The following is a 13,765-nucleotide window of genomic DNA, read 5'->3' as shown; positions in this document are numbered from 1 at the left end:
AGGTTCAACGCAAGTCCATGTGGGAGCGAGACCGGCTTGCCGGCGATTGGCCGCGACTCGGTTCTAAGCCAGGCGCAAAGTCACTTCAACCCCGCCCTCGACATTGCCAATGCTCAATGTCCCGCCATGCAGCTTCACCACTTCCTCTACAAAATTGAGCCCCAACCCTGTGCTCTTGCGCCCACTGTCCGGACGCGGCAACGAATAAAAGCGCTCACTCAATCGCGGCAACGCGTATTCGGGAATCGCTTCGGCCTGATTGAACAGTTTGAACTCAATCTGTTCGCCAATCCGCTCCGCGCTGAATCGCAGCACGCCATTCACCGGCGTGAAATCCAGCGCATTTTCCAGCAGATTACCCAGCGCCTGACACAACAAAAACGGTTCACCGGTCAGCGCCAGATCCCCTGGAATCGCCTGCTCCACGCGTAACCGCTTGCCTTCGATGCGCCCGGCCTGAGCACTCAGCAGCTCATCGACCAAACCCGCCAACGGCACGACCACCCGCTCTTCCAAGCCTTGGCGCTGCTCAACCTGCGCCAGGTTCAGCAACCGTTCGATCAACTGCTGCATCCGCACGCTTTCGCTGTCGATGTTGCTGACAAAACGCTGCCGTTGCGCCAACGGCATCTCCCCTTGCAGCAACTCCGCCGCACCACGAATCGCCGCCAGCGGGCTTTTCAATTCATGGGTCAACGTGTGCACGTAACGCTCGACGTAGGCCTTGCCTTCGAGCTGCGTGCGCATCTGTTCCACAGCAGTCGCCAGTTGCTCCAGCTCGCCGCCGCGATAGTGTGGAACCTCGACTCGCCGGCCTTCACTCACGGCTTTCGCATAAGCGGTCAAGCGCCGCAATGCCGCGCTCAGCCACCACGACAGCAACGCGCCAAACAGCAAGCCGAGGCCGATCAGCCCGGCGCCATACGCGAGCAATCGGCGCTCGGTGCGATCGACGTAAGGCTGCAACGAACTATTGGGTTTGGCCACGGTGACCACGCCGATGATCCGGCCGTTGTCGCGGATCGGCGCGCCAACGTGCATCACCGAAGAGCTGGCATCATTCGGATCGCTGCGACTGGAGCGGGCACCATATTCACCACGCAAAGTCAGCAGAACATCGTTCCAGCGCGAGTAATCCTGACCCACCGCCACACCGCTGGAATCCAGCACCACGATGCCCTTGGCGTCAGTGACGTAGATGCGGTGGTTGACCTGATTTTTCGGCAACCCCCAGATGCTCGCCTTCGGTTGCCGCTCGCCATAGGCCTTGAGCAATTCGGGCCAGCGGTTCTGATTGAGCGTGCCGGCCTTGAAATCATCGCGCAGGATTTCGGCCATCAGGTTGGCGGTATCGACCAGGGTTTCTTCGGTGGACTGACGCACACCGGGGCGGATTTCCTCCATCACGGTGCTGAGCACGAAGTAACCGGTCAGGCCGATGAACAGCACATAGACCAGGAATATCCGGATCCCCAAGGGCATCAGCTGTGCCCCGGACTGTAGCTGTAACCGAGGCCGCGATGGGTCTGGATCGGTTCGGCATCAGCCTTCACCAGACGCAATTTGGCGCGCACGCTCTTGATGTGGCTGTCGATGCTGCGCTCATACCCGGCGTCGGCGGCGACGCCCAGCGCATCGAGCAACTGCTCGCGGCTGAACACGCGTTCGGGTTGTTCCAACAGGCATTGCAGCAGACGGAATTCGTGGCGGGTGAGGCTCAGCAACTGGCCGCGATAGCAGATCTGAACCCGCTCGTTGTCGATGCGAAACAGCGCAGATACTGGGTCGGCCACTGCACGCGGCGCCATGCGCTTGAGGATGGCTCGCACGCGCGCGGCCACTTCCCGTGGGCTGAACGGCTTGACCACATAGTCGTCGGCACCGATTTCCAGGCCCACGACACGGTCGATTTCCGCATCACGCGCGCTGAGGAAAATCACTGGCACTTCACTGAAACGACGTAGTTGCTTGCAGGTTTCGAAGCCGCTGATATCCGGCAGGCCGATGTCGAGAATGATCAGATCGGCCGGCGTCTGCCGCTGATGCTCCAGCGCGGCGGCGCCAAGGCTCAGCCACGTCGTGGTGAACCCTTCGCCCTGCAGGGCGAAAATCAGGGTGTCGGCAATCGCCGCTTCGTCTTCGACAATCAGGATATGAGGCATGGCGTCCGAGCCCGGCAGTTGAGTGGGCGAACGGTGCCCCATGCCTCACGTCACGTCAATGAGACCACTCGAAATCAGCAGTCGGGCTTGTCCGCCGTAAAACGTCGCGCCGGGTTCACGGCCGCGCCGAATTCACGCAGGGCTTTGGCGCCGATCAGCAGCGGATAGTTGAAGCTGCTGCGGTCGGTGAGGTTGACCTCGACCGTGCGCTTGACGTTGCCCAGGCACAGTTCCAGATCGACCACCGGGCGCTTGGTGGGCGCCGCGACATCTTCATCCTCGTCCTCTTCGGAGCGGGTCTTGATCTTGCTGATCCGCGCGACCTTGTGTTCGTAGACCTTGTTGCTCGCGTCCTTGGTGGCGAGACGGAAGCGCACCCATTCTTCGCCGTCGCGGGTGAAGGTTTCGATGTCCTTGGCCGACAGCGAGGCGGTCAGGGCGCCAGTGTCCATTTTGGCCTTGAGCACTTCACCGCCGATTTCCGGCAGCGCAATGTATTCGTAGCGCCCGTACAGGGTCGGCTCGGCGGCCAGGACCGGCAGGGCCACGAGGGAAAGCAATGCGAGGAGGGATTTCACGTAAGAGGCATCCTGGGAAAGTGGGCAGCGGAATTTTAGACCGTCGGTGAGCAATTCGTTCGTTCTTGGGATCGCTTCGCGGGCAAGCCTCGCTCCTACAGGGATAGCGGGAAACCTGTAGGAGCGAGGCTTGCCCGCGAAGAGGCCGGAATGATCACCACAGCCCCAGCATACTCAAGCAACCGTGAAACATTCGTTCCCCTCCGATTTGGCCTGTCGCCCGAAGCTGCTTATCATGGCGCGCCCAAACGCTTTCAAGAGTTACTTATGCGCCGCCTGCTCACCGGCTGTTTCGTTACCCTGCTGCTGTTGCTCAACACCCTGGTCCTGTTCGGGCCGCTGATGGTGTTTGCCCTGCTCAAACTGGTCCTGCCCGGCCGCTTGCGTGATTACGCATCAGCTGCAGTGATGTGGATCGCCGAGACCTGGGCCGAGATCGACAAGCTGATCTTCCGTCTGTGCATCCCCACGCAATGGGACGTGCGAGGCGGCGATGACCTGCGGGTCGACACGTCGTACCTGGTGATCAGCAACCACCAATCCTGGGTGGACATTCCGGCACTGATCCAGACGCTCAACCGGCGCACGCCGTTCTTCAAGTTCTTCCTCAAGAAAGAACTGATCTGGGTGCCATTCCTGGGCCTGGCGTGGTGGGCGCTGGATTACCCGTTCATGAAGCGTTACACCAAGGCATTTCTGGCGAAGAACCCGACGCTTGCCGGCAAGGACCTGGAGATCACCAAAGCGGCGTGCGAACTGTACAAGCGCCAGCCCGTAACGGTGGTCAATTACCTGGAAGGCACCCGGTTCACGGCGGCGAAAAGCACTCAGCAGCAGTCACCGTTCACCCATTTGCTCAAGCCCAAGGCTGGCGGCGTGGCGTTTGTGCTGGCGGCAATGGGTGAACAGCTGGACGCCATTCTCGATGTGACGGTGGTGTATCCGCAGCAGACGATTCCGGGGTTTTGGGATTTGATCAGCGGCAACGTGCCGAGGGTCATCATTGACATCAAGACCCGCGAACTCGACCCCGCGCTGTGGCAGGGCGATTACGAGAACGATCCGGTGTTTCGCGAAGCGGTCCAGAACTGGGTCAACCAACTCTGGATCGAGAAGGACCGGCGCATCGACGCCTTGCGCGCCGAGCGCCGCTGAATCAGGTGCCGGCGCCCCAGATCCCGCCCAGGTTCTGCAGCAGCGAGCCGGCGACGCCCTGCTGACCGAGGTATTGCAGAATCAGCGGGGCAAACTGACCGATCATGCCGCTTTCCATGCCCAATGCGCTGAACGCATTGTTCAGGTCATTGGTGTCCTTGACGTTGCCCAAGACATTGTCCAGCCCGGCCACCTTGCCGGACGAACCGAGCAAACCGGCGATGGCCCCCAGTTCACCGCCGCCGGACAGCATGTCGATGCCCGGTACGCTTTGGGCCAGTTCCGAATAGTCGGTTGAACTCAATTGATTCTTCGCCAGGCCGAGCATCGCTCCGGTGCCGCCAAGCAATTGTTGTGGCGTCAGGTTCAACTCGCTGAGCGCACCCAGCAGATCGGCTGTTTCAGCAGTCGGCGCTGCCGCTGTGGTGGCGTTATCGTCCTTCATGCCGGAAATGGCACTGGCTGCATCGCTCAAGCTGAACTGCGCGAAGACCGGACTGGCCGCCAGAGTCATGAGCGATGCCAGTACAAAACCACGTGAAAACTTCATCCAGACATCCTCTTGCGCCATGAAAACCGCCCGGCAATGGGCGGAAAAACCTGCCGGTTTGACTCGGCTTCTGCCGGCATGTTCCTCAGCGCTACGCCCATTTTGAGCCCGTTCGTCACTGGACAGATGGATGACTCAAACAAAAACGGCGACCCGAGGGTCGCCGTTTTGCATTGCGTGAAGCCTTATGCCGCGCTGAACAGTTTGTGTGGATCGATCACAAACTTCTTCGGCACGCCTGCATCGAACTCACCGTAGCCCTGAGGTGCTTGATCCAGGCTGATCACCTGAACGCCCACCACTTCGGCGATGTTGATGCGGTCCCACATGATCGCCTGCATGAGCGCGCGGTTGTACTTCATCACCGGGGTCTGGCCGGTGTGGAAGCTGTGGGATTTGGCCCAGCCCAGACCGAAGCGAATGCTCAGGCTGCCCATTTTCGCGGCCGCGTCCACGGCACCCGGATCTTCGGTGACGTACAGGCCTGGGATACCGATTTTGCCGGCAACCCGAACCACGCCCATCAACGAGTTGAGCACAGTGGCCGGAGCCTCGTGCTTCACGCCGTCATGGCCATGACCGCGCGCTTCGAAGCCCACGGCGTCGATGGCGCAATCCACTTCTGGCTCGCCCAGCAATGCGGCGATTTGTTCGTGCAGTGGGGTGTCCAGGGACAGGTCGGCAATTTCAAAGCCCTGCGCCTTGGCGTGCGCCAGGCGAACGGTGTTGACGTCACCGACGATGACCACTGCCGCACCCAGCAGGCGAGCGGAAGCGGCAGCCGCCAGACCAACCGGACCGGCACCGGCGATGTACACCGTGCTGCCCGGGCCAACGCCAGCAGTCACTGCGCCGTGGTAGCCGGTCGGCAGGATGTCGGAGAGGCAGGTCAGGTCGCGGATTTTTTCCATCGCGCGATCGCGGTCAGGCAGTTTCAGCAGGTTGAAGTCAGCGTACGGCACCATCGCGTACTCAGCCTGGCCGCCGGTCCAGTCGCCCATGTCGACGTAACCGTAAGCACCGCCCGGACGTGCCGGGTTAACGCTGAGGCAGACGCCGGTGTGCATTTCCTTGCAGGAACGGCAGCGCCCGCAAGCCACGTTGAACGGAACGGACACCAGGTCGCCGATTTGCAGGTTCTCGACGTCGCTGCCCTTCTCGATCACTTCACCGGTGATTTCGTGACCCAGTACCAGACCGGTTTGAGCAGTGGTACGACCGCGCACCATGTGCTGGTCGGAACCACAGATGTTGGTGGAAACCACGCGCAGGATCACGGCGTGGTTGATCTTCCTGCCACGCGGGTCCTGCATTTTCGGATAGTCGATTTTCTGTACTTCGACCTTGCCAGCGCCGAGATACACCACACCACGATTGCCAGACATGCTTTCACCTCGCTGTTGTTTTTATGTAATAGCCGCGTCGCCCAGGATCGGCGGCGCGTTGATTGCTCGGGTTATTGCCTGTGTGTCTTGTGTTGTTTGTTATGGCCCCTTCGCGGGCAAGTCGGGATGCCGCACCACTCGCTCCTACAAGGGCAACTCGCTCACCTGTAGGAGCGAGGCTTGCCCGCGAAGGCGATCTAAAGAACGACGGTGCGATTGGCGTTCAAAAACACCCTTCTTTCGATGTGATACCCAACCGCTCTGGCCAACGTCAGCCCCTCGATATCCCGCCCTTTGGCGATCAAATCTTCCGGGTAATGACTGTGGTCCACCACCTCCACGCCCTGGGCGATGATCGGGCCTTCGTCCAGGTCGTTGTTGATGTAATGCGCCGTGGCGCCGACCAGTTTCACGCCCTTGTTATAGGCCTGGTGATACGGCTTGGCGCCTTTGAAACCGGGCAGCAGGGAGTGGTGGATATTGATCGCCTTGCCATCGAGTTTGCGGCACAGCTCCGGCGACAACACCTGCATGTAGCGCGCAAGAATCACCAGCTCGGCACCGGATTCTTCGATCACCTGCAACACCTGGCGCTCTTGCGACGGTTTGTCGTTCGGGTCGAGCGGGAAGTGGTAGTACGGAATCTGGTGCCAGTCGGCCAACGGCTTGAGGTCCGGGTGGTTGGAAACCACGGCGGCGACGTCCATCGACAACTGGCCGATGCGTTGGCGGTAGAGCAAATCGTTGAGGCAGTGATCGGCCTTGGAGACCATGATCACCACTTTCGGACGGTGATGCGGCGGGGTCAGCTCGAAGATCATGCCGAACGCCTGGCCACGCTCTTCCAGCCCGGCGCGGAAGGCTTGTTCGTCGAAGCCGTCAGGCTGACGGAATTCCACGCGAATGAAGAAACGACCCGAGAGCCGGTCATCGAACGAATGGTGCTCGGTGACGTAGCAGCCCTGCTCGAACAGAAAGCGGGTCACCGCGTCCACGGTGCCGAGGACGCTTGGGCAGTCGGCGGTCAGAATCCATGTGTCTGGGGCGCGGCTCATAGTGCGGTGACTCCTGTTGTTATGGGCAACCGCTGCGCGGTTGATCGCCAGCAAGCCGGCTCCTACATTTGGAATGCATCTCCCTGTAGGAGCGAGGCTTGCCCGCGAAGGCAATCTCAGGCCTGAACGCTAAGCCCGTACTCGGCCGCCGCATCCTGCAACCACAACCACCAGTAATCCGAGAAGCTGCGACGGATCAGCAGTTCCCAGGTGTCTTCGGCGGTGTGGCGGATCACCAGTTGCGACTTGGCAAACACGGTGCCGACAGCCTTGCCGACCGGGAAGCTGTTGGGGTGTACGTCGTAGCTGGTGGACTTCATCAGCACTTGGCGCACGTTCGGACCGCTCAGTTCGAGGATCTGCTGGCCACCGCTGACGTTGACGATCTGGATGTGCAGGTCGCCCAGCGCTTCACGGAGCTTTTTCTCGGCGGCGAATTCTTCACCGGTCGGCACGATCAGCAAATACTCATCCGGCCCCATCCATTGCAGGCTGGTTTCGCCCTTGACGATCACAGTCAGCGCGCTCGGCAATTCGATGCCCAGGGCCTTGTGCACGCCAGCGGCAAACGCGGCATCGTGGCCATCGCCACGGATGGTCAGGTGGCCGAGGAGTTTTTTCTCACGCACGATCACGCCGGCGTTTTTGCGGCCCTTGCCGACCAGGCTGGCGAGGTCGGCATGATGCAGCGACGACTCGGCCTTGGCCCCGGTGGTTGGGCGTTGTTGGTAAACATTGGCTGCGGTCATAAAGCACCTGTTCCTGAAGTTCTTGCATCTCACCTGTGGGAGCGAGGCTTGCCCGCGAAGGCATCGACTCGGTTTTACTGAGGCACCGCGTCATCGTTCTTCGCGGGCAAGCCTCGCTCCTACAGGGGCTGTGGTGTCAGATGTTCTGGCGATCGCCTTTCGGATCGAAGAACACCGAAGAAACGATTTCCGCCTCGATCACGCTGCCGTCGGCCAGCGGTGCGAATACGCGCTCGCCGATTCGCTTCAAGCCGCCCTTGACCACGCCCATGGCAAACGAATAGCCGAGGGAGTTGTGCAGGTAGCTGGAGGTGACGTGACCGACCATCGTCATCGGGATCGTCTGCTTGGTGTTGAACACCAGTTGCGCACCTTCCGGCAGCCATTTGGTCGGATCGATCGGCTTCAGGCCCACCAGTTGTTTACGTTGATCACGCACGCAGTCTTCGCGATTCATGCCACGCCAGCCGATCCACGAGAACGGTTTGGTGCGACCGACACACCAGCCCATGTTCAGGTCGTCCGGGGTCATCGAGCTGTCAGTGTCCTGACCGACGATGATGAAGCCCTTCTCCGCACGCAGGATGTGCATGGTTTCGGTGCCGTACGGCGTCAGGTTGTACTGCTTGCCGGCCTCGGCGATTTTTTCGAGCACGCCCATGGCGTAGTCGGCTTGCACGTTGACTTCGTACGACAGCTCACCGGTAAACGAGATCCGGAACACCCGCGCCGGTACACCGCCGACCAGACCTTCTTTCCAGGTCATGAACGGGAAGGCTTCGTTGCTCAGGTCGATGTCGGTGACTTCGCTGAGCAGCTTGCGGCTGTTCGGCCCGGACAAGGTCATGGTTGCCCAGTGATCCGTCACGGAAGTGAAGTACACCTTCAACTCTGGCCATTCGGTCTGTGAGTAGATTTCCAGCCATTGCAGCACGCGCGCAGCGCCGCCGGTGGTGGTGGTCATCACGAAATGGTTGTCGGCGAGGCAAGCGGTGACGCCGTCGTCGAAGACCATGCCGTCTTCTTTGCACATCAGGCCATAACGCGCCTTGCCCACGTCGAGCTTGGTCCACGCGTTGGTGTAGACGCGGTTGAGGAACTCACGCGCATCCGGGCCTTGAATGTCGATCTTGCCGAGGGTCGACGCATCCAGCAGGCCGACGCTGTCGCGCACGGCTTTGCATTCGCGTTTCACGGCGGCGTGAATGTCTTCACCGTTTTTCGGGAAGTACCAAGGACGTTTCCACTGACCGACGTCTTCGAATTCGGCGCCATTCTTCACGTGCCAGTGATGCAGCGCAGTGAAGCGTACAGGTTCGAAGATGTGCCCACAGTGACGGCCGGCCACGGCGCCGAAAGTCACCGGCGTGTAGTTCGGACGGAACATGGTGGTGCCCATCTGCGGAATGGTCACGTTCAGCGAACGGGCGGCAATGGCCAGGCCGTTGACGTTGCCGAGCTTGCCCTGGTCAGTGCCGAAGCCCAGTGCGGTGTAGCGTTTGACGTGCTCGACCGACTCGAAGCCTTCGCGGGTCGCCAGTTCGATGGCAGCGGCGGTGACGTCGTTTTGCAGGTCGACGAATTGCTTCGGCGCACGTGCGGTGTTCTTTTCATGCGGCACCTGGAACAGCGCCAACGTAGGCTCTTCCAGACGGCTCAGGGCTTTCGGCAAGGTGCCTTCGACCACGCTGAACCCGGCTTCGCTGGCTGCGCGAGCGCCGCCTTCAAAACCGTCGGCCAGCGAATCGCCGAGGCCGTAGACGCCGTTGATGCCACCGACGCACACGCGTTTCTGCGGTGCTTCGCCCGGTACAAAACCGAGGATGTCTTCACGCCAGATTGGCTTGCCACCCAAGTGCGAAGCCAGGTGAACCACCGGGCTGTAACCGCCGGAACTGGCAACCAGGTCGCATTCGAGCCACTCGCCAGGACTGGTCACGGCGTGGGCTTTGACGTCGATCGCTGCAACGCGAGCGGCGGTCACGTGCTTGCTGCCACGGGCCTCGATCACGGCGCTGCCGGTCAGGATGCGAATGCCTTTGGCACGGGCTTCTTCAACCAGTGCACCACGCGGATTGCTGCGGGCGTCGGCGATGGCCACCACTTGCAGGCTGGCGTCGAGCCAATCCAGTGCAACGCGGTAGGCGTGATCGTTGTTGGTCGACAGCACCAGTTTTTTACCCGGTGCCACGCCGTAGCGACGGACGTAAGTCGACACAGCGCCGGCGAGCATGTTGCCCGGCACGTCGTTGTTGCCGTAGACCAATGGACGCTCGTGAGCGCCGGTCGCCAGCACCACACGCTTGGCGCGAACCCGGTGGATGCGTTGACGCACCTGGCCAATCGGGGCGCGGTCGCCGAGGTGATCGGTCAGGCGCTCGTGAATGGTCAGGAAGTTATGGTCGTGGTAGCCGTTGACCGTGGCGCGCGGCAACAGCAGCACGTCCGGGGTGTTCTTCAGTTCGTCGAGGACGCTGGCGACCCATTCCACGGCAGGCTTGCCGTCGAGGCTTTCGCGGGAGTCGAGCAGGCTACCGCCGAACTCTTCCTGCTCATCGGCCAGAATGACGCGAGCACCGCTGCGAGCAGCTGCCAAAGCAGCGGCCAGGCCAGCCGGGCCACCGCCGACGATCAGCACGTCGCAGTGCTGGTTCATGTAGTCGTAGGTGTCCGGATCGTTCTCGGTCGGCGAGCGGCCAAGACCGGCAGCCTTACGAATGTACTTCTCGTAAGTCATCCAGAACGATTGCGGGTACATGAAGGTTTTGTAGTAGAAGCCCGGTGGCATCAGCTTGCCGCCGACCTTGCCGAGAATCCCCATCATGTCGTTGTTCACGCTCGGCCAGCCGTTGGTGCTGGTGGCGACCAGGCCCTGGTACAGCGCTTGTTGCGTGGCGCGTACGTTCGGGATCTGCGTAGCTTCGGTCGCGCCGATCTGCAGCACGGCGTTCGGCTCTTCGGCACCGGCGGCGAAGATGCCGCGAGGACGGGAATACTTGAAGCTGCGACCGATGATGTCGACGCCGTTGGCCAGCAGTGCAGCGGCCAGGGAATCGCCTTCAAAGCCTTTGTAGGTCTGGCCGTTGAAGGTGAAGCTCAGCACTTTGTTGCGGTCGATCCGTCCGCCGTTGGACAGGCGATTGATCTGGCTCATACCTTCTCTCCCAGAGCCGTCGTAGCCGCTTTCGAGCTATCGGTCTTGTCGGTGAATTGTGGCTTGGTGCCGATCTTGTAAGTCTCGAGAATCTCGTAGGTCACGGTGTCGCGGGTGACGTTGAAGTACTGACGGCAACCGGCAACGTGATCCCACAGCTCGTGGTGCAGGCCGCGAGGGTTATCGCGGAAGAACATGTAGTCGCCCCACTCCTCGTCGGTGCAGGTGTTCGGATCCAGTGGACGCGGGATGTGCGCCTGGCCGGATGCGTGGAATTCCTCTTCAGAGCGCAGCTCGCCGCAGTGAGGACAGAAGATATGCAACATGGGGATTTCTCCTGTTAGTGGGCAACCGCAGCAGCGCCGTGTTCATCGATCAACGCACCGTTGTGGAAACGGTCGATGGAGAAAGGTGCGGCCAATGGGTGCATTTCACCCTTGGCCAGGCTCGCGGCAAACACGTTGCCCGAACCAGGTGTTGCCTTGAAGCCACCGGTGCCCCAACCGCAGTTGAAGAACATGTTTGGTACCGGGGTTTTCGAGATGATCGGGCAGGCATCCGGCGTGGTGTCGACGATGCCGCCCCACTGGCGGTTCATGCGTACGCGGGACAACACCGGGAACATCTCGACGATGGCCTGGATGGTGTGCTCGATCACCGGGTACGAACCACGCTGGCCGTAGCCGTTGTAGCCGTCGATACCGGCGCCGATCACCAGGTCGCCCTTGTCGGACTGACTGATGTAACCGTGTACGGCGTTGGACATGATCACGCTGTCGATAATCGGCTTGATCGGCTCCGACACCAACGCTTGCAGCGGGTGGGATTCGATCGGCAGACGGAAACCGGCCAGTTTGGCCATGTGCCCGGAATTACCGGCCGTGACCACGCCGACGCGCTTGGCGCCGATGAAGCCCTTGTTGGTTTCAACGCCGATGCACACGCCGTTTTCCTTGCGGAAACCGATCACTTCGGTCTGCTGGATCAGGTCCACGCCGAGTGCGTCAGCGGCACGGGCAAAGCCCCATGCCACGGCATCGTGACGGGCGACGCCGCCGCGGCGCTGGACGGTAGCGCCCATCACCGGGTAGCGAGTGTTCTTGGAGCAGTCGAGGTACGGAATCTCGTCCGCTACTTGCTTGGCATCGAGCAGTTCGCCGTCCACGCCGTTGAGGCGGTTGGCGCTGACCCGACGCTCGGAATCACGAATGTCCTGCAGGGTGTGGCACAGGTTGTAGACGCCGCGCTGGGAGAACATCACGTTGTAGTTCAGGTCCTGGGACAGGCCTTCCCACAGTTTCATCGCGTGTTCGTACAGGTGCGCCGACTCGTCCCACAGGTAGTTGGAGCGAACGATGGTGGTGTTGCGCGCGGTGTTACCGCCGCCCAGCCAGCCTTTTTCGACCACGGCCACGTTGGTGATGCCGTGCTCCTTGGCCAGGTAGTAAGCCGTGGCGAGACCATGCCCGCCACCGCCGACGATGACCACGTCGTAGACCTTTTTAGGGGTCGGCGTGCGCCACATTTTCTGCCAGTTTTCATGATGGCTGAGGGAGTGTTTGAAGAGGCCGAAGCCCGAGTAGCGTTGCATAGTCATTTACTCCAAAACCGCGCTCAGCGATAAACCGGGAAGTCCGCGCACAGGGCCGACACTTGCTGCGCGACGTTCGCTTCGACATCGGCGTCGCCGAGGTTGTCGAGGATGTCGCAGATCCAGCCGGCCAGCGTGACGCACTGGGTCACCTTGAAGCCGCGTGTGGTCACCGCAGGGGTGCCGATGCGCAGGCCGGAAGTGACGAACGGCGACTGTGGATCGTTCGGGACAGCGTTCTTGTTCACAGTGATGTGGGCGCGACCGAGTGCTGCATCCGCCTCTTTGCCGGTGAGGCCCTGACGAATCAGGCTGACCAGGAACAGGTGGTTATCGGTGCCGCCGGACACTACATCGTAGCCGCGTTTGATAAATACGCCGGCCATGGCCTGGGCGTTATCGATCACTTGTTGCTGGTAAGCCTTGAAACCTGGCTCCAGCGCTTCCTTGAAGCACACCGCTTTACCGGCGATGACGTGCATCAGCGGGCCGCCCTGGGCACCCGGGAATACGGCTGCGTTGAGCTTCTTCTCGATTTCTTCGTTGGCCTTGGCCAGGATCAGGCCGCCACGCGGACCGCGCAGGGTCTTGTGGGTGGTGGTGGTCACCACGTCGGCGTACGGCAGCGGGTTCGGGTACAGGCCGGCAGCGACCAGACCGGCAACGTGGGCCATGTCGACGAACAGCAGCGCACCGACCTTGTCGGCGATCTGACGGAAGCGTGGGAAGTCGAGGGTCTTGGAGTAAGCCGAGAAACCGGCAACGATCATTTTCGGCTTGCTCTCGACGGCCAGGCGCTCGACTTCGTCGTAGTCGATCAGACCGGTCTTGGTGTCGATGCCGTACTGCACGGCGTTGTACAGCTTGCCCGAGGATGAAACCTTGGCGCCGTGGGTCAAGTGACCGCCGTGGGCCAGGCTCATGCCCAGAATGGTGTCGCCGGCTTGCAGCAGGGCCAGGTAAACGGCGCTGTTGGCCGAAGAACCGGAGTGCGGCTGCACGTTGGCGTAATCGGCGCCGAACAGTTGCTTGGCGCGTTCGATGGCCAGCGCTTCAACCTTGTCGACGTGCTCGCAGCCACCGTAGTAGCGCTTGCCCGGATAGCCTTCGGCGTATTTGTTGGTCAGGCCGCTGCCCTGCGCTTCCATGACGCGTTTGCTGGTGTAGTTTTCGGACGCGATCAGCTCGATGTGATCTTCCTGGCGTTGCTCCTCGGCATTCATCGCCGCCAGCAGTGCATCGTCGTAACCTTTGATCTGGTCTTGCTTGCTGAACATCGCGTCTCTCCCAGCGGCATCTGTGCGCCATTCGTCTCGGTAAGGCACGGCGTTTCGGCAGTGCCCTTTGATAGCGATGGTATGACCGGCGCAGACAGGTCAAATGCCT

12 protein-coding genes are annotated in these 13,765 nt (G+C 61.2%); 1 reads left to right on the top strand and 11 read right to left on the bottom strand.

All coding sequences use genetic code 11. From position 1 onward, the window contains the following. Positions 1-63: 63 nt before the first annotated feature. From creC to IB245_RS11510, 3 genes are all read right to left on the bottom strand, one after another. Entirely contained in the window at positions 64-1,482 is a 1,419-nt protein-coding gene (gene creC, locus IB245_RS11520; protein ID WP_192227602.1) for a two-component system sensor histidine kinase CreC, read from the bottom strand. Continuing rightward, positions 1,482-2,162, bottom strand: a complete 681-nt coding sequence (gene creB / locus IB245_RS11515) for a two-component system response regulator CreB (RefSeq protein WP_192227601.1) — start codon at positions 2,160-2,162, stop codon at positions 1,482-1,484. Before creB ends, creC begins: the two co-directional genes overlap by 1 nt. A 74-nt stretch (positions 2,163-2,236) precedes the next feature. Continuing rightward, a complete protein-coding gene (locus tag IB245_RS11510) occupies positions 2,237-2,740 on the bottom strand; it encodes an ATP-dependent zinc protease (protein WP_008045158.1) in 504 nt (167 codons plus the stop codon). Between the two features lie 267 nt (positions 2,741-3,007). Here IB245_RS11510 and IB245_RS11505 point away from each other — a divergent pair, with 267 nt between their 5' ends. Beyond that, entirely contained in the window at positions 3,008-3,895 is an 888-nt protein-coding gene (locus IB245_RS11505; protein WP_192227600.1) for an acyltransferase, read from the top strand. Position 3,896: 1 nt separating this feature from the next. Here the strand turns inward: IB245_RS11505 and IB245_RS11500 are convergent, their stop codons facing one another. The 8 genes from IB245_RS11500 to glyA form a co-directional block, all read right to left on the bottom strand. Then, on the bottom strand, positions 3,897-4,445 hold the full coding sequence (locus tag IB245_RS11500) for a DUF2780 domain-containing protein (protein ID WP_192227599.1): 549 nt from the start codon (positions 4,443-4,445) through the stop codon (positions 3,897-3,899). Between the two features lie 185 nt (positions 4,446-4,630). Next, positions 4,631-5,830, bottom strand: a complete 1,200-nt coding sequence (fdhA, locus tag IB245_RS11495; RefSeq protein WP_192227598.1) for a formaldehyde dehydrogenase, glutathione-independent — start codon at positions 5,828-5,830, stop codon at positions 4,631-4,633. A 197-nt stretch (positions 5,831-6,027) separates the two neighbouring features. Beyond that, positions 6,028-6,885 carry a formyltetrahydrofolate deformylase gene (gene purU, locus IB245_RS11490; protein ID WP_008035031.1) on the bottom strand — a complete coding sequence of 286 codons (858 nt, stop codon included), beginning with the start codon at positions 6,883-6,885 and terminating at the stop codon, positions 6,028-6,030. A 116-nt stretch (positions 6,886-7,001) separates the two neighbouring features. Then, a complete protein-coding gene (locus tag IB245_RS11485) occupies positions 7,002-7,634 on the bottom strand; it encodes a sarcosine oxidase subunit gamma (protein WP_008035033.1) in 633 nt (210 codons plus the stop codon). A gap of 136 nt (positions 7,635-7,770) precedes the next feature. Continuing rightward, positions 7,771-10,788, bottom strand: coding sequence for a sarcosine oxidase subunit alpha (locus IB245_RS11480; protein WP_192227597.1), 3,018 nt, complete (start codon positions 10,786-10,788; stop codon positions 7,771-7,773). Further along, the gene (locus tag IB245_RS11475; protein ID WP_008035036.1) at positions 10,785-11,114 is read right to left on the bottom strand and encodes a sarcosine oxidase subunit delta; all 330 of its coding nucleotides are present in this window, start codon (positions 11,112-11,114) and stop codon (positions 10,785-10,787) included. The genes IB245_RS11480 and IB245_RS11475 overlap by 4 nt, the downstream gene beginning before the upstream one ends. Positions 11,115-11,128: 14 nt before the next feature. After that, positions 11,129-12,379: a sarcosine oxidase subunit beta gene (locus IB245_RS11470; RefSeq protein ID WP_007947735.1), complete on the bottom strand. Its 1,251-nt coding sequence runs from the start codon at positions 12,377-12,379 to the stop codon at positions 11,129-11,131. A gap of 23 nt (positions 12,380-12,402) precedes the next feature. Then, positions 12,403-13,656, bottom strand: a complete 1,254-nt coding sequence (glyA, locus tag IB245_RS11465; RefSeq protein WP_192227596.1) for a serine hydroxymethyltransferase — start codon at positions 13,654-13,656, stop codon at positions 12,403-12,405. Positions 13,657-13,765 lie beyond the last annotated feature (109 nt).

It is taken from the genome of Pseudomonas sp. PDM02 (assembly GCF_014852285.1).
GTDB classification, from domain to species: Bacteria; Pseudomonadota; Gammaproteobacteria; order Pseudomonadales; family Pseudomonadaceae; genus Aquipseudomonas; species Aquipseudomonas migulae.
The sequence above is the reverse complement of the archived record's forward strand: the minus strand, read 5'-3'. Positions and strand labels throughout refer to the sequence as shown.